The sequence below is a fragment of the Amycolatopsis heterodermiae genome, from assembly GCF_034929455.1.
Lineage (GTDB): Bacteria > Actinomycetota > Actinomycetes > Mycobacteriales > Pseudonocardiaceae > Amycolatopsis > Amycolatopsis heterodermiae.
Genome location: NZ_JAYFSI010000009.1, coordinates 211,979 through 227,340, shown reverse-complemented (window position 1 = coordinate 227,340; position 15,362 = coordinate 211,979). Strand labels below are relative to the sequence as shown.

15 protein-coding genes are annotated in these 15,362 nt (G+C 72.7%); 6 read left to right on the top strand and 9 right to left on the bottom strand.

Going from position 1 to position 15,362, the window contains the following annotated elements; all coding sequences use genetic code 11:
- Positions 1–18: 18 nt before the first annotated feature.
- The 4 genes from VA596_RS33310 (at position 19) to VA596_RS33295 (ending at position 4,423) form a co-directional block, all read left to right on the top strand.
- Positions 19–1,455 (top strand): MFS transporter, encoded by a 1,437-nt coding sequence (locus tag VA596_RS33310; protein WP_323332242.1) that lies wholly within the window; start codon positions 19–21, stop codon positions 1,453–1,455.
- An 81-nt stretch (positions 1,456–1,536) separates the two neighbouring features.
- Entirely contained in the window at positions 1,537–2,763 is a 1,227-nt protein-coding gene (locus tag VA596_RS33305; protein ID WP_323332241.1) for a cytochrome P450, read from the top strand.
- Positions 2,760–3,683, top strand: a complete 924-nt coding sequence (locus VA596_RS33300; protein ID WP_323332239.1) for an ATP-binding cassette domain-containing protein — start codon at positions 2,760–2,762, stop codon at positions 3,681–3,683. The genes VA596_RS33305 and VA596_RS33300 overlap by 4 nt, the downstream gene beginning before the upstream one ends.
- Positions 3,680–4,423: an ABC transporter permease gene (locus VA596_RS33295; protein WP_323332237.1), complete on the top strand. Its 744-nt coding sequence runs from the start codon at positions 3,680–3,682 to the stop codon at positions 4,421–4,423. The genes VA596_RS33300 and VA596_RS33295 overlap by 4 nt, the downstream gene beginning before the upstream one ends.
- A 221-nt stretch (positions 4,424–4,644) precedes the next feature.
- Here VA596_RS33295 and VA596_RS33290 read toward each other — a convergent pair whose 3' ends face one another.
- The 8 genes from VA596_RS33290 to VA596_RS33255 form a co-directional block, all read right to left on the bottom strand.
- Entirely contained in the window at positions 4,645–4,797 is a 153-nt protein-coding gene (locus tag VA596_RS33290) for a hypothetical protein (RefSeq protein ID WP_323332236.1), read from the bottom strand.
- A complete protein-coding gene (locus VA596_RS33285; protein WP_323332234.1) occupies positions 4,794–7,904 on the bottom strand; it encodes a BTAD domain-containing putative transcriptional regulator in 3,111 nt (1,036 codons plus the stop codon). The genes VA596_RS33290 and VA596_RS33285 overlap by 4 nt, the downstream gene beginning before the upstream one ends.
- 13 nt (positions 7,905–7,917) lie before the next feature.
- Entirely contained in the window at positions 7,918–9,201 is a 1,284-nt protein-coding gene (locus VA596_RS33280) for an MFS transporter (protein WP_323332232.1), read from the bottom strand.
- Positions 9,198–9,536 carry a VOC family protein gene (locus tag VA596_RS33275; RefSeq protein ID WP_323332230.1) on the bottom strand — a complete coding sequence of 113 codons (339 nt, stop codon included), beginning with the start codon at positions 9,534–9,536 and terminating at the stop codon, positions 9,198–9,200. The genes VA596_RS33280 and VA596_RS33275 overlap by 4 nt, the downstream gene beginning before the upstream one ends.
- Positions 9,536–9,703, bottom strand: coding sequence for a CopG family transcriptional regulator (locus VA596_RS33270; RefSeq protein ID WP_323332229.1), 168 nt, complete (start codon positions 9,701–9,703; stop codon positions 9,536–9,538). Before VA596_RS33270 ends, VA596_RS33275 begins: the two co-directional genes overlap by 1 nt.
- A gap of 51 nt (positions 9,704–9,754) precedes the next feature.
- Positions 9,755–10,582, bottom strand: coding sequence for a phosphotransferase (locus tag VA596_RS33265; RefSeq protein WP_323332503.1), 828 nt, complete (start codon positions 10,580–10,582; stop codon positions 9,755–9,757).
- A 404-nt stretch (positions 10,583–10,986) separates the two neighbouring features.
- Positions 10,987–11,706, bottom strand: a complete 720-nt coding sequence (locus tag VA596_RS33260) for an ABC transporter permease (protein ID WP_323332227.1) — start codon at positions 11,704–11,706, stop codon at positions 10,987–10,989.
- A 14-nt stretch (positions 11,707–11,720) separates the two neighbouring features.
- Positions 11,721–12,605, bottom strand: a complete 885-nt coding sequence (locus VA596_RS33255; protein ID WP_323332225.1) for an ABC transporter ATP-binding protein — start codon at positions 12,603–12,605, stop codon at positions 11,721–11,723.
- Positions 12,606–12,713: 108 nt separating this feature from the next.
- Here VA596_RS33255 and VA596_RS33250 point away from each other — a divergent pair, with 108 nt between their 5' ends.
- Both VA596_RS33250 and VA596_RS33245 read left to right on the top strand, forming a co-directional pair.
- Positions 12,714–13,856 (top strand): sensor histidine kinase, encoded by a 1,143-nt coding sequence (locus VA596_RS33250; RefSeq protein WP_323332223.1) that lies wholly within the window; start codon positions 12,714–12,716, stop codon positions 13,854–13,856.
- A complete protein-coding gene (locus VA596_RS33245) occupies positions 13,853–14,455 on the top strand; it encodes a response regulator transcription factor (protein ID WP_323332221.1) in 603 nt (200 codons plus the stop codon). Before VA596_RS33250 ends, VA596_RS33245 begins: the two co-directional genes overlap by 4 nt.
- Here VA596_RS33245 and VA596_RS33240 read toward each other — a convergent pair.
- Positions 14,452–15,300 (bottom strand): alpha/beta hydrolase, encoded by an 849-nt coding sequence (locus VA596_RS33240; protein WP_323332220.1) that lies wholly within the window; start codon positions 15,298–15,300, stop codon positions 14,452–14,454. The genes VA596_RS33245 and VA596_RS33240 overlap by 4 nt on opposite strands.
- Positions 15,301–15,362: the final 62 nt, after the last annotated feature.

Sequence of the window (15,362 nt, the reverse complement as noted above, 5' to 3'; positions counted from 1 at the left end):
GTCAGTTAATCTAGTCCCATGCCCCTCACTCAGACCAGCCCCATTGTCCGGTCTCCCCGATCGCTGCGGGAGGCGTGGGTCGCCCTCGCCGGCCTGTCCGCCGTGTTCCTCTTCGAGATGCTCGACAACTCGATCCTCAACGTCGCGCTGCCCACGATCGGCCGCGAACTCCACGCCTCGACGACCGCCCTGCAGTGGGTCACCGGCGCGTACGCCGTCGTGTTCGGCGGCCTGATGCTGGCGTTCGGCGCCATCGCCGACCGGTTCGGCCGCCGGCGCGTCATGCTCGTGGGGCTGGTCCTGCTCGGCGCCGCGAGCCTGGCCACCGCCTTCGTCGGCACCGCGACCGAGCTCATCGCCGTCCGGGTCGCGATGGGCGTCGCGGCCGCGATGACCACCCCCGGCTCGATGGCCCTGGCCTTCCGGCTCTTCGACGACGACGGCCTGCGCGTCCGGGCGACGACACTCATCTCGACGGTCGGCCTGGTCGGGCTCGCGGTCGGCCCGACCGCCGGCGGGTTGGTGCTCGCGGTCGCGCCGTGGCAGATCCTGCTGCTGGTGAACGTGCCGATCGCCGCGCTCGCCTTCGCCGGGGTGCGGGCCGGCATCGCCGCCGACGACCCGGCCGACCTGCACCGCGACCCCGTCGACGTCCTCGGCGCGGTGCTCGGCACGGCGACGATCGTGCTCGCCCTCGTCGCGCCGACGCTGTTCGTGCACGAAGGCACCGGCTCCTGGACGCCCTGGGCGGCCACCGCCGCGGCCGTCGTGGCGGCGATCGCCTTCGTCCTGCGCGAGCGCTCGGCCACCTACCCGCTGCTCGACCTCAAGCTCCTCGCCCGTCCGCTCGTCTCCAGCGGTCTCGCCTACAAGGCCGCGGCCGGGCTGGCGACCGCCGGCCTCGGTTACCTGGTGACGCTGCAGCTGCAGCTCGACTGGGGCTGGCCGCCCGCGCTCGCCGCCGTCGGGATGCTGCCGCAGGTCGTCGTCCTCGTCGCGGGCGGTTCGCTCGTCAGCCCGTTCGTCCGCCGGGTCGGCCTCGACCGGGCCGCGTGGCTCAGCTCCGCGGCCGTCGTGTCCGGGCTCGCCGTCTACGCCGTGCTGGGCCGGCTCGGCTACGTCTGGGTCGCGCTCGCCCTGGCGCTCGTGGCCGCCGGGCTGCGCGTGGTCGGCGTCGTCGCCGGGGTCAACGTGCTCCGCGGCCTGCCGGAGAACCGCACGACGATCGGCGCGGCGCTCGTCGACACCGCGTCCGAGATGACCTCCGGGGCCGGCATCGCCGCCGCCGGCACCATCCTCGCCGCCCTGTTCACCGGCAGCATCGCGACGGCGAACTGGACCGCCGCGCAGACCGCGCAGTTCCGGGACGCCGTCACGATCGCGGGCGTCACGCTCACCGTCGTGGCCGCGGCTCTCGTCGCCTTCGGGATCGTCCGGACCCGACGCGCCGCGTGAGGTCCGGCGTGTCAGGGCCGTGTCAGGTGCGTGTCAGGTCGGCCCCCGATCGTGGTGACAGCCACCGCGAAAGGACCTCCGATGACCCAGACCGTTCCCGTTCCGCAGGGCCTGCCGATGGACCGCGACGCCGGCCCGTTCGACCCGCCCCGTGAGATCACCCGGCTGCGCGAAGCCCGCCCGGTCAGCCCGATGGTCTTCCCCGACGGGCACGAGGGCTGGCTCGTCACCGGCTACGACGCCGTCCGGCAGCTCATGGCCGACACCCGGTTCAGCTCCCGCCAGGACATCGGCGTGCTGCACGTGCCGTACGAGACGCCCGGCATGCCCGCCGCCACCGAGCCGTCCCCGCAGCTGCCGGGCCTGTTCATCGCCATGGACCCGCCGGACCACGGCCGGCTGCGCAAGCGCCTCACCGGCGCCTTCACCGTCAAGCGGATGAAGCAGCTCGAGGCGCACATCGTCGACGTCGTCGAGCGGCAGCTGGACGCGATGGCGAAGCTGACCCCGCCGATCGACCTCGTCGCGGAGTTCGCCCTGCCGGTGCCGTCGCTGGTGATCTGCGAACTGCTCGGCGTCCCCTACGCCGACCGCGCGGAGTTCCAGGCGAACTCGGCCCAGTTCATGGTCAAGGACCAGCCGCTCGACCAGAAGATGGGCGCCTACATCGCGCTGAACACCTACCTCGCCGAGCTGGTGACGCGCAAGCGCGCCGAGCCCGAGGACGACATCCTGTCCGACCTGGCCGTCCAGGAGGACCTCACCATCGAGGAGCTGACCGGCGTCGCCTTCCTGCTGTTGCTGGCCGGTCACGAGACCACGGCCAACATGCTGTCACTGGGCACCTTCGCGCTGCTGGAGCACCCCGAGCAGCGGGCGGAGCTGGCCGCCGACCCGGGGCTGCTGCCCGGTGCCGTCGAGGAGCTGCTGCGCTACCTGTCCGTCGCCGACATCTTCTACCGCTACGCCACCGAGGACATCGAGCTCGGCGGGGAGACCATCCCCGAGGGCTCGACGGTCGTCGTCTCGCTGCTGGCCGCCAACCGCGACCCGGAGAAGTTCGAGAACCCCGACAGCCTGGACGTCCACCGCACGGCCCGCGGGCACCTGTCCTTCGGCCACGGCGTCCACCAGTGCCTCGGCCAGCAGCTGGCCCGCATCGAGATGCGCGCCGGTTTCGAGGCCCTGCTGCGCCGGTTCCCGACGCTCGAACTCGCCGTTCCCGCCGACGAGGTGCCGCTGCGGACCGACATGAACATCTACGGCGTCCACGCGCTGCCGGTGACCTGGACGGCGGCGGACCAGTGACGGCCATCGAGGTTTCCGGGCTGCGCAAGGCGTTCGGGGACAAGGTCGTGCTCGACGGCGTCGACCTGGACGTCCCGGCGGGCACGGTTTTCTCCCTGCTCGGCCCGAACGGCGCGGGCAAGACGACGACGGTGAACGTGCTGACCACGCTGACGAAGGCCGACGCCGGGATGGTCCGCGTCGCCGGGCACGACGTCGCGGCCGAGGAGAAGGCGGTGCGCGCGGCGATCGGCGTCACCGGCCAGTTCGCGGCCGTGGACGAACTCCTGACGGGACAGGAGAACCTGCAACTGATGGCCGATCTCAACCGCGCGGACCGCCGGGTGGTCCCGGAGCTGCTGGAGCGGTTCGACCTGGTGGAGTCGGCGCGGAAACCGGCGTCGACCTACTCCGGGGGCATGCGCCGGAAGCTGGACCTGGCGATGACGCTGGTCGGCGGCCCGCGGATCATCTTCCTGGACGAGCCGACGACCGGCCTGGACCCGCGCAGCCGCCGTACGATGTGGACGATCATCCGCGAGCTGGTGGCCGACGGCGTGACCGTCTTCCTCACCACCCAGTACCTCGAGGAGGCCGACCAGCTCGCCGATCGCGTCGCCGTCCTCGACCACGGCCGGCTGGTCGCCGAGGGCACGCCGGACGAGCTCAAGCGCCGGCTGCCCGGCACGCACGTCCGCCTCCGGTTCTCCACCGTCGCGGAACTCGACGCGGCCGCGCGGATCCTCCCCGAGGCCACGCGCGACGACGAGGCGCTGACCCTGCGGGTGCCCGGCGACGGCGGGACGAAATCCCTGCGGGCCCTGCTCGACCGGCTCGACGAATACTCCGTCGCCGCCGAAGAGTTCTCCGTCCACACCCCGGACCTCGACGACGTCTTCCTCGCCCTGACGGGCCACACCACGGAGGTGACCACGGTATGAGCGCCCCCGCGCTGGTCATGCTGCGCCGCAACTTCAAGCACATCGCGCGGAACCCGACTTCGGTGTTCAACGCGGTCCTGATGCCGATCATCATCATGCTGATGTTCGTGTACATGATGGGAGACGCCTTCGACGTCGGAGTCGACTACATCGACTACGCGACACCGGGGTTGATCCTGCTGGCCGTTTGTTACGGGCTGGGGGCCACCGCGACGTCGGTCAACTCCGACATGACCAAGGGCATCATCAACCGGTTCAAGGTCATGGACGTCTCTCGCGGCGCGATCCTGTCCGGGCACGTCGTCGCGAGCCTGCTGACCAACGTGGTCGCCATCGCGGCCCTCGTCGGGGTGGCGTTCCTGCTGGGTTTCAGCCCGTCGGCGGGTTTCCTCGACTGGCTCGGCGTCGCGGGCATGGTGGTCCTGCTCGGTTTCGCGGCCGGCTGGCTCACGATCGCCCTGGGCCTGGCGGCGAAGTCCCCGGAGACGGCGGGACTGGCGTCCGTGCCCCTGGTGATGCTGCCGTTCTTCAGCAGCGCGATCGTCCCGGCGGAGAAGATGGGGCCGGGGCTCCGGCAGTTCGCGGAGTACCAGCCCTTCACCCCGATCATCGAGACAATGCGCGGCCTGCTGCGCGGGGCGCCTTCGGCGGGCACGGCGATCGCCGCGGTGGCCTGGTGCGCCGGGATCACGCTGGTGGGGTATCTGTGGGCGCGGTCGACGTTCAAGAAGCGAGCATGACCTCGGCCGGCACCGGTCCGTGAAGGCCACATTGAGGGAATCTGAGTCCCTCAATGTGGCCTTCACGGCATTGCGCTCAGCGTGACCTCGGCCAGCTCGGCCGGCCGATCGCCGCGGTCGCCCGGACCGCGGGGATCACCACCGCCGGATACCTCGGCAGCACGCTCCGGCCGACCGCCGCACTCACCCAGGTCGCCCTCGCCGGATACCTCTGGACCACCTCACCAAGCCAGCGTGACCTCGGCCAGCTCGGCCCAGCCATCCGCGGTCGCGTGACCCTCGCCGGACACCTCGGCCAGCACGATCCAGTCAGCCGCCACCGTCGCGTAGTGCGCCGGGACCACCCTCGCCGGATACCTCTGGGCCACCTTCACCAAGCCAGCGTGGCCTCGGCCAGCTCGGTCCAGTCGGCCTCCGCGCCTGCCCGGGCCGCCTTGGCGTACCCCTCGTCGCCCAGGTGGGTCCGGGCTTCCCGCTCTATGCGGGTCACGTCCGGGTCGGAGCGGTCTTGTAGCCCGCGGACCCCGGCGCTCGCGGCGAGCAGGCGCGCGGCCTGGTCGGGGGCTCCGCGCCGTAGCGCCAGGTCCGCGAGGCCGACCAGCGCCTGGGCGATCGTCGGCGGGTGGCCCACCTCGGACGCCGCCCGGAAGGCCGCTCGGCGGTGCTCGCGGGACTCGTCGAGATCGTCGGCCAGGTAGGCCAGCAGGTTCTGGGTCATCGCGCGGAAACTCGGCAGGGCGGCGTCCTCCCCCAGCATCGCCGTCGTGACGCCCAGCTGCCGGGACGCCTGCTCGGTGTCGCCGCGCCAGCGGGCCAGCTCCATTTTGGACAGTGCCAGCTCGGCCAGCGCGCTCGGCCAGGCGACGCGTTCCGCGTGCCGCTGGGCCTCCGCCATGGCGGCCGCGCTCGCCTCTTCGTCGCCGGAAAGCCAGTACAGCTGGGCCTGCCGCGACCGCATCGGCACGACGTCGTCGAGGGCCCCGGCCTCGGTGACGACCGCGATCGCCTGTTCGTAGTGCTCGCACGCGACGGCGAACTCGCCGCGCACGGCGATCCGGTTCGCCAGCTCCATCAGGGCGAACGAGATCCCCCACCGTTCGCCGAGCGCGCGGAACTCCGCGAGCGCCTTCTCGAGGTCCGCGTCCGCCGCTTGCCCGTCCCGGCCGAGTTCGATCGCCCGCTTGCCGATGTGCAGCCGGGCCAGGGCGCGCACCCACGGGTCCTCGTCGTCCAGCAGCGGTTCCCACACCGGCGCCGCCGGGTCGCGCAGCAGGCGTTCCAGCGCGGCGACGACACCCCACACCGGGTGCCGGCGCGTTCCGCGCAGCGTGAACTCGTACGCCTGGTGGATCCACTCCTCCGCCCGGTACTGGTCCCCACTGCGCCCGGAGCTCAGGAACATCGTGGCGTACCCGTAAACCGTGGCCTTGACGTCGTCGGCCACTTCGCCGGGCAACGCGACGGCCGCCATGATCAGCTCGTTGCTCTCCGCCTTGTGCCCGCCGAACCACCAGTACCAGGCGGCGCCCGCCGCGAGCCGCATCGCGCCCTGCGCCTCGCCCGCCGCGATCGCGCCGCGCATCGCGGCGGTGATGTTGTCGTGCTCGGCCGAAAGCGTGGCGAGCCAGTCCAGCTGCTCGGCGCGGCGCAGGTGCGGGTCCGCGGTTTCCGCCAGCTCGGTGAAGTACGCGAGGTGCGCGTGACGCGCCTGTTCCGTCTCCCCCGCCTCGGCGAGCCGGTCCGCGGCGTACTCCTTGATCGTGCCGAGCATCCGGTAGCGCGGGGCGCCGCCGTCTTCGGTGACCACCAAGGACTTCTCGGTCAGCGCGGTCAGCAGCTCGAGCACCTCGTACGGCTCGACGGGGTCGCCCGCGCAGACCCGCTCGGCCGCGTCGAGGCTCGCCCCGCCCGCGAACACCGAGAGCCGGCGCAGGACCGTCCGTTCGGCGTCGCTCAGCAACTCCCAGCTCCAGTCGACCACCGCCCGCAGGGTCTTGTGCCGCGGCAACGCGGTCCGGCTGCCGCCGGTCAACAGGCGGAACCGGTCGTCGAGCCGGTCGGCGAGCTGGTCGAGGGACATCGTGCGCAACCGGGCGGCCGCGAGTTCGATGGCCAGCGGCATCCCGTCCAGCGCCCGGCAGACGCGCGCCAGGGTCGACGACGTACGGGCGTCGGTCCCGAGGTCCTTGCGCATCGCGCCGGCCCGGTCGCGCAGCAGCCGGACGGCCGGCGCGGCCTCGATCTCGCCGGGCCCGGCGTCGGCCGCGGGCAGGACCAGCGGCACGACCGGCCACAGCTCCTCGCCGGTGATGCCGAGGGGTTCGCGGCTCGTCGCGAGGATCCGGAGCCGGCGGCACTCCCCGAGCACCCGGTGGGCGAACGCCGCCGCCGACTCGATCACGTGCTCGCAGTTGTCCAGGACCAGCACCATGTCCCGCTCGCGGACGGCGGCGATCACCCGGTCCACCGGGTCGGCGTCCGGCGACTCGGTGAGCAGCGCGTCCCGCAGCCGCAGCGCGGCGAACGTCGCCTGCGCGACGTCCCCTTCCGCGCCGATGGCCGCCAGCTCCACCAGCCAGACGCCGTCCGGCGCGTCGCCGAGCAGGGTGCGCGCGGTTTCCGTGGCCAGCCGGGTCTTCCCCGAGCCGCCCGGGCCGATCAGCGTGGTGAGCCGGTTCGAGGTGACAAGCTCCCGGACCGAGGCGACGTCGGCATCCTTGCCGACGTAGCTGCTCAGCTCGGCGCGCAGGTTGGTCTTCCGGGTCTCCTCCCGCCCGCCCAGCTCGCCCCGCAGCAGCGCGACGTGCACCGCGGCCAGCTCGGGCGACGGGTCGACGCCCAGCGTGTCGGCCAGGGCTTCCCGCGTGCGCTGGTAGGCGAGCAGCGCCTCGGAGTCGCGCCCGGCCGCGACGAGGGCGCGCATCAGCGCGGCGACCAGCCGTTCGCGCAACGGGTGCGCGGCCACCAGGTCGGTCAGTTCCGTGACCAGCTCCGCGCCGCCGGTCTCCGTGTCGTACCGGTCCTCCAGCGCGGCCACGCGCAGGCCGTCGAGCCGGGTGACCGCCGCGTCGAGGGCCATGCTGTCCGTCAGGCCGACGTCCTGCAGGGCCGCACCGCGCCACAGGCCGAGCGCCTCGCGCAGCAGCCGGGGATCCTCGCGGGCGCGGGCGACGAGACGTGCGAACCGCACGGCGTCGACGGCGTCGGGCGCCACTCGCAGTCGGTAGCCGTCCGGCTGCCCTTCGACGACGCCGTCCGGCAACGCCTTCCGCAGCCGGGAAACCAGGCGCTGCAAGGCGTTCGCCGCTTCCGCGGGCGGGTGCTCACCCCAGATCCAGTCGACGAGCGTCGCCTTCGCGACGACGTTCCCCGGTTCGAGCGCGAGGGCGGCCAGCAGCCCGCGCAACCGCGCGCCCGGCACGTCGGCGAGGGCACCGTCGTCGGTGCGCACCTCGAACGGCCCCAGTATCCCGATCTGCACGCGGCCGATTCTGTCACGGGTGATCAGCGGGCGTCCTGGTGTTCACCCGGGTCGCCGCGCCCGCCGCCGCGAGCAGCGCGACGGCGAACAGCAGGTAGGCGGCGAACAGCCCGCCGGCCGAACTCAGCGCGCCGCCGACGGCGCGGCCCAGCAGCTGCCCGACGCATTCGGCCGTGATGACCGCGGTGGCCAGCTCCGCGGCGCTGAAACCGCTCGAACCCGCGGTGGTGGCGCTGATGTACAGCCCGGGATACGCGAGCCCGACACCGATTCCGGCCACTGCCCAGGCGACGAGCACCACGGCGAACGGTCCGTCCGTCGCGAGTTCGACGGCCAGCACGGCCGTGCCGAAGGCCGTCATGCCCAGTCCCGTCACGGGAAAGCGCTTCACGGTGAGACGGGTGGCCAGCAGGCTCGTCACGGCCCACCCCAGCGGCGCGGCGCTCAGCACGACCGCCGCCGGCCCGAGGCCCAGCCCGAACCCGCTCGTCAGGAGCACGGTGATGAGACTGTCCGCGCCGAAGTAACCCACCGCGAACAGCACCATCGCCCCGAGCGCCGCCGGGGTGCCCCGCCGCAGGCGCGCGGTGCCCGCGGGCAGGATCGAGATCGTGCCCACCACGGTGAGTACCGCTCCGGCCACGGCGAGCGGCCAGAACCCGGCGCTCAGCACGACACCCGCGGCACCCAGCGGCACCAGCAACGTCCGGCCCAGCGGCCGTGGCGCCTCCTCGCCGGCCGGGTCGTCACCGGCGGCGCGCACGACCAGGAACCGTCCGAAGAGGACGAACGGCACCGGCACCAGCAGGGTCCAGCGCCAGCCCACGAGGTGCGCCAGGCCGAGGGTCGCGGCCGGGCCCACCAGGGCCGGGACGATCCACATCGCGGACGACGCCGCGACGACCCGGATGCGCAGCCGCTCGTCGAGGTGCCGGATCGCCGAGCTGATCCCGAAAACGGCGAGCAGGCCGCCGGCGAGCCCGCCGGCGAACTGGCCCAGCGCGAACATCCACGCCGTCCGCGCGGAGGCGGCCAGCGCCAGGCCGCCCAGGTAGGCGGCCATCCCGGCGGCGAGCGTGCCCCGCGCGCCCAGCCGGTCCACGACCCGGCTCGCGAGCGGCAGCGCGACGAACAACCCGAGCGTCGAGCCGGCGATCAGGAGCCCCAGCTCGCCGCGCGCGTCCAGGTCACCGGCGACGATCGGCAGCAGGGTGGAAGCGACGAAGCCGGTGACGGCGGCCGCGAACTCGAGCGCGACGATCCCGGTCGCGAGGACCAGGGGCCGGCCACCGCTCACGTGTACAGCTCTCGGTCGTACTGGTTGATCTGCACCCACACGCCGTCCGGGTCCCGGACGCGCAGCGAGTACCCGAAGCCTTCGTCGGCCGGCGCCCCCGGCTCGAACCCGGCCTCCCGCAGGCGCGCCGCGACGTCCTCCAGGGCTTCGTCGGTCTCGAACGCCAGCTCGCACCGGCCGGCGTCGCCGCGATGGACGGCCAGGACACCGCCGTCGGCGGGCAGCTCGACCCAGCTGCCGGGCCGGGACACCGGCCCGGCCCGGAGACCGAGCACCCGGTAGAACCGCGTCACGGCCTCGACGTCCGAGCTGTAGCGGATCGGCATCACGCGCATCACGGTCGTTCCTCCCTGGGGGTGTCGCTGCGGCGCAGGTGGTCTTCGAGCGCGCGCTCGACGAACGACGAGAGCGACTCGTCGGCGTCGACGGACGCGTGCTTGACCCGCCGGATGAGCTCGGGCGGCAGGTAGACGCTGAACTGCCGTTTGGCGGGCTGGGTCATGCCCGCATGCTAGCAAATGGGCATGCCCGCTTGCACGCATTGAGTGCCGCGTTACGCGTTGGCCCGGCGGAGACGTTCGGCCGCCTGCACGCGGACCGCGTCGCCGGACACCGGGGTGTCGCCGTGGAGTGCTTCCCAGCGGGCGTTGTGCGCGGCCGGCCACAGACTGGCCGCCCAGGCGATTTCCCTTTCCACGGAAGAGAAAGTTCGCCCACGAATGTCCTGATAGGACTCCAGGAACGCCGCGGAGCTCTCGATCGGTGTCAGCGTCGGCGGGCCGGCACCGGCGAACGACCCGCTCGCCGCGCCCGCCAGGGCCGCCTCCGGTTGCCACGCCAGGCTGTCCCAGTCGTGCACCGTCCACACTTCGGTGCCACGCCAGCGGAGGTTCTGCGCCTCGAAGTCGGCGTGGCCCAGCACGCACGGCAGATCGGCCGCCAGCAGTCGCGCACGGGCCCGGGAGGCCGTCTCGACGACGTACCCGGGCACCACGCCCTGGTCGCGGTCGTCGAGGAAGCCGATCGACGGCCACAACCCGGGACCGTCGTGGTCCCAGCGTGCCCAGCGCGGGTTCGGCAGCGGCGGCGGGACACGCAGGCCGTCCAGTCCGGCCATCAGCCGGGCGAAGACCTCCGCGTACCGCACGGCGACGTCCGGCGAGTCCCCGGGCAGCAGCTCACCACCGGGCCGGTACTCCTCGGCGTGCACGGCCAGCGAGCCGACGGCGACCGCCGGGGTGAGCGGCCGGGGGCACGGGAACCCGCGCTCGGCCAGCCACGCCTGCGCCGTGACGCACGACGCCGCCCGGCCGTCGTCGGGGCGGGCCTTCAGCACGACCTCGCGACCGTCGGCCAGCCGGAGGCCGAGGACCGTCGACATCCGCTGGACGCGGAACAGCACCTCGGCGGGTTCGCCCAGGTGGTCGCGGCACCAGTCCTCCAGCACGACGGCGACTCTGCCACGAAGGGCCGGTGCCTTCGGCACGAACTCGCGCCCGTCCGCCGGCCGCAGGCATGCCGTTTCCTCGGCGGGTTCACCCAGTGATCGCAGCACCACTCCCCAGCACCACGACGACTCGGCGACGAAAGGCCGGTGCCGCCACGAGCGTCGCGGCGGCCTTCGGCACGAACTCGCGCCCATCCGCCGACCGCCGGCCGAGAACCGCCGACATCCGCTGCACGAAAGGCCGGTGCCGCCACGAGCGTCGTCGTGGCGGCACCGGCCGGGAAACCGGGACCGTGGTCCGCCCCTCCCCCGCGAGAAGGCGAAGCCGGCCCGGCGGGTCAGCGGCGCGGTTCCCAGCGGAACAGCCGGGTGGCCAGCGCGACCGCGACGACCACCCAGGCCAGGGTCGGCGCGAGCAGGATCAGGGAGTCACCCAGGGCGACCCCGCCGTTCCAGGCGTTGAGGATCAGCTCGGTGGCCGAGCCGCCGGGGAGCAGGCGCTTGAGCAGCGTGAGCTTCTCGGTGCCGGTGGCGCCGACCCAGCCGGCCACCGCGACGACGCCGACGGTGACCGGCAGCGTGGTGACCTGGGCGTGCTCCGGGGAGTTCGTCAGGCCGGCCGTGGCCAGGCCCAGCGCGAGCATCATGACGATCGTCGAGACGACCGCCGCCACCAGCAGGAGCGGGTTGTCGGGCCGGTCGGTGACCGCGGCCAGCACCCCCAGGATCACGCCGACCTGGACCACCGTGAGCACGGTGACCGGCACCAGCAGCCCGGTGAGGATGCCGACGTCACCGGCCGCGGTGGAGCGCAGCCGCTTGAGGAAGAGGTTCTGGCGGCGGGACGCGAGCGTCGTCACCGAGGTCGTGTACAGCCCGATGCTCACCACGAAGAACAGGGCGAGCGCCGCGATGTAGCCGAGGCTGCCCACCTCGGTGAACAGTTCGTGGCGGCTGATGAGGAACACGCTGAACGCGGCCGGCAGGAGCAGGGCGGTGACCAGGACCAGCCGGTTGCGGAAGATCTGGATCAGCTCGCCGCGAGCGATCGAAAGCATGGGAACGAGTCCTTTCAGGAGTTGCTGATGGCGCGGAAGACGTCGTCGAGGCGGGTCGGGCCGGCTTCGAGCCCGCGCAGCTCGACCGCGTGGTCCTGCGCCCAGGCGAGCAGGGTGTGGAGGTCCTTCTGCAGGCCGAACGTCTCGATGAGGAACCGGCCGTCGTGCTCGCGGGTGGCCTGCAGCGGGGGCGCCGGCGCGTGCGGCGGGAGGGCGAAGTGGATGGTCGCCGGCAGCGTCCGCGTCAGCTCGGTGACGGTGCCCTCCCGGTGGAAGGTGCCCTCGTGCATCAGCCCGATGCGGTCGGCGCGCTGCTGCGCCTCTTCGAGGTAGTGCGTGGTGAGGACGATGGTCGAGCCGTCCTCGCGCAGCCGGTCGACGGCGTCCCAGAGGGCGTCGCGGGACTGGATGTCCAGGCCGGTGGTGGGCTCGTCGAGGAAGATCAGCTCGGGCGTCCCGTAGACGGCGGTGGCGAAGTCCAGTCGCCGCTTCTCGCCGCCGGAAAGCTGGGACACCTTCGTCCCGGCTTTGCGCGTGAGGTCGACGACGCCGAGCACGCGCTCGACGCTGTCCGTGCGTTCGGTGAGGCTCCCGATCAGCCGGACCGACTCGCGCACGGTCAGGTCCGGGGAGAACCCGCTCTCCTGCAGCATGATCCCCATCCGGGGCCGCACCGCGGCGCGGTCGCGCGGGCTCTTCCCGAACACCCGCACGGCACCCGAAGTCGGCGCGCGATGGCCCTCGACGGTCTCGAGGGTCGAGGTCTTGCCGGCGCCGTTCGTGCCGAGCAGCGCGTACAGCTCCCCGCGCTCGACCTGGAACGAGAGGTCCCGGACGGCGTGGAAGTCGCCGTAGGTGAGGTTCAGGTGGTCGACGTCGATGACTGGTGTCGTGGACATGCTCCGATTCCAGCCTCGTTCGCGCCCCGGCGGCAGTGCGGCCACGTCACCACGGGACATGACGTGGTGTCACTGGTGGTGTCCGCTGTGCCCGTTACGCTCGGGTTCATGGAGGTGACCACGCTCGCGCGCCGGGCGACCTGGACCGGTGGGGCGGTGCAGGAACGGCTGCGCCGGCTCAACCTCATCACGACCGTGCCGCCGCTGGCGTTCGTCGGGGTGCTGCTGGTGGTGTTCACCGCCCGCACCTGGTGGCACGTCGTCCTGCAGGTCATCGGCCTGGCCGCCGCGCTGGCGACCGCGGAGCGCTGGACCGCGGGCGACTTCATCCGCGTCGCGCGGCCCTGCGTGGCCATCACCGCGGCGGTCTGGCTGGCCGGGGTGATGAACGACGACTCCTCCTCGTTCTACGGCCTGTGCGTCGTCGGCTCGTTCACCATCCCGCCGCTGCCCCGCCGCCGCATCGCGGCCCTGCTGGGGCTGGCCGCCCTGGTCGCGGCGCTGGGCTCGACCAACCTGCTCGTGTACAGCGACCACGGACACGGCATCGGGCGGCTGATGCAGTTCGTCGTCGTCCCGGCCGTCTCCGTTGTGGTGTCGACCGCGTTCACGTTCGCCAGCCAGCGGTTCTACGACCTGGTGGCCGAGCTGGAACAGTCCCGCGACCGCGAGGCGGAGCTGGCCGTCATCCGCGAACGCATGCGGTTCGCCAGCGACCTGCACGACATCCAGGGCCACACGCTGCACGTCGTCAAGCTGAAGGTCGCGCTGGCCGAGAAGCTGCTGCGCAGCGACGTCGACAAGGCGCAAGAGGAACTGCGCGAGGTGCACACCCTGGTCGGCGACACCATCCTGCAGACCAAGGAGCTGGCCTACGCCCAGCGGCGGCTCAACCTGTCCGCGGAGCTGGAGAACGCGAAGAACCTCTTCGAGGCCGCGGGCATCCACGTGCGCGTCGACCGCGAAGCCGAGGTCGACGCGCGGGCGGGCGAGCTGCTCGGCCAGGTCCTGCGCGAGACGACGACGAACATCCTGCGCCACGCCCAGGCCAAGCAGGTGCGGATCACGCTCACCGAGTCCGGGATCGCCATCGTCAACGACGGCGCGCAGGAGGACGGACCGCCCGAGCTCAACGGGCTCGCCACCCTGCGCCAGCGGCTGGCGGAGGGCGGGGGCGAGCTGAAGGTGGAACAGCAGGACGGCCGGTTCCTGACGGCGGCCGCCTTCCCCCGACGGGAGGACGTCCGATGACGACCGTGGTGCTCGCCGACGACGAAGCGTTGCTGCGCAAGGCGCTGGCCGCGTTGCTGCCCCTCGAAGGCGAGATCACCGTGCTCGCCGAGGCCGAAGACGGCGAACAAGCCGTGCGGGCCACCCTGGAGCACCGGCCGGACGTGCTCGTGATCGACCTCGAAATGCCCAATGTGGACGGCCTCGGCGCCGTCGCCGAGATCCGCCGCGCGCGGCCGGACCAGGTGATCCTCATGCTCACCCGGCACGCCCGGCCCGGCGTGCTGCGCAAGGCCCTCAAGCTCGGCGTCCAGGGGTTCGTCAGCAAGTCGGCGGAACCGGCGCACATCACGTCGGTGATCAGGACCCTGCACGAGGGCAAGCGCTGGATCGACCCGGACGTCTCCGCGCTCGCCGTCGTCGACGACTGCCCGCTCACCGACCGCGAGGTCGACGTCCTGCGCGCGACCCGTGAGGGGTTCGCGGTCGCCGACATCGCGCTCCAGCTGCACCTCGCGGAGGGCACGGTCCGCAACTACCTCTCGAACGCGATGCAGAAGACCCAGACCCGCACCCGCCACGAAGCCGCGCGGTACGCCCGCGAGCACGACTGGCTCTAGACCACCTTTTCCGCCCACGCCAGGAGTTCCGCGACGACCTCGGCGCGGTTCGTCTCGTTGAGGATCTCGTGCCGGGCGCCCGGGTAGACCTTGGCGGTCAGGTCCTTGATGCCCGCGTCCCGGTACCGCTGCACGAGGACGTCGAACAGCGCGAGGTTGCCGTTGACCGGGTCCTGGTCGCCGACGGCGAGGTACATCGGCAGGTCTTCGCGCATCCCGTGCACCGCCGCCGGGTCCGCGAGCCGCCGCGCGCCGGCGAACATGGCCTTCGTGTTCGCCGGGTCGATCCCGAAGCCGCACAACGGGTCCGCGACGTAGGCGTCCACTTCGGACTCGTCGCGGCTGAGCCAGTCGTAGTCCGTGCGCGGCGGCTGGAACGGCGCGTTGAACATCGCCAGGTCCAGCGGCTGGTCGAGGTCCAGCGCCGGCTCCAGGACGTCGAGCGCGGCGGTGCCGGTCAGGATCACCGCGTCCACGTCCGCGGAGTGGTCGAGCAGGTACTGCTGGGCCGCGAACGAGCCCATGCTGTGCGCGAGCAGGACGACCGGCAGGCCCGGCCGCTCCGCCCGGACGTGCCGGGTGAGCACGCCGATGTCGGCCACCAGCGCCGGCCAGCCGTCCGGGCCGAGGTCGCCGGGCACGTCCCGGATGGACGCACCGTGACCGCGGTGGTCCTGTCCGTAGACGGCGAACCCGCGCTCGGTGAACGCGCGGGCGACCCGGTCGTAGCGGAGCACGTGCTCCCCCATGCCGTGGGTCAGCTGCAGCACGCCGACCGGTGGCCCCGCCGGGTCCCAGCGGTACGCCGTCACGGCGTCGGGCAGGGTGAACGTCTCGTCGGGCATCGTCGCCTCCTCACCACCGCCCACCCTGCCTCACGCGGCGCGAAGGTTCCACCCCCTTCCCG

Excerpts from the sequence above, each read along its gene's own strand:
- VA596_RS33310 (WP_323332242.1), top strand. The coding sequence starts at position 19 with ATGCCCCTCACTCAGACCAGCCCCATTGTCCGGTCTCCCCGATCGCTG.
- VA596_RS33305 (WP_323332241.1), top strand. The coding sequence starts at position 1,537 with ATGACCCAGACCGTTCCCGTTCCGCAGGGCCTGCCGATGGACCGCGAC.
- VA596_RS33295 (WP_323332237.1), top strand. The coding sequence starts at position 3,680 with ATGAGCGCCCCCGCGCTGGTCATGCTGCGCCGCAACTTCAAGCACATC.
- VA596_RS33275 (WP_323332230.1), bottom strand. The coding sequence starts at position 9,536 with ATGCGCGTGATGCCGATCCGCTACAGCTCGGACGTCGAGGCCGTGACG.
- VA596_RS33270 (WP_323332229.1), bottom strand. The coding sequence starts at position 9,703 with ATGACCCAGCCCGCCAAACGGCAGTTCAGCGTCTACCTGCCGCCCGAG.
- VA596_RS33265 (WP_323332503.1), bottom strand. The coding sequence starts at position 10,582 with ATGTCGACGGTCCTCGGCCTCCGGCTGGCCGACGGTCGCGAGGTCGTG.
- VA596_RS33260 (WP_323332227.1), bottom strand. The coding sequence starts at position 11,706 with ATGCTTTCGATCGCTCGCGGCGAGCTGATCCAGATCTTCCGCAACCGG.
- VA596_RS33255 (WP_323332225.1), bottom strand. The coding sequence starts at position 12,605 with ATGTCCACGACACCAGTCATCGACGTCGACCACCTGAACCTCACCTAC.
- VA596_RS33250 (WP_323332223.1), top strand. The coding sequence starts at position 12,714 with ATGGAGGTGACCACGCTCGCGCGCCGGGCGACCTGGACCGGTGGGGCG.
- VA596_RS33245 (WP_323332221.1), top strand. The coding sequence starts at position 13,853 with ATGACGACCGTGGTGCTCGCCGACGACGAAGCGTTGCTGCGCAAGGCG.
- VA596_RS33240 (WP_323332220.1), bottom strand. The coding sequence starts at position 15,300 with ATGCCCGACGAGACGTTCACCCTGCCCGACGCCGTGACGGCGTACCGC.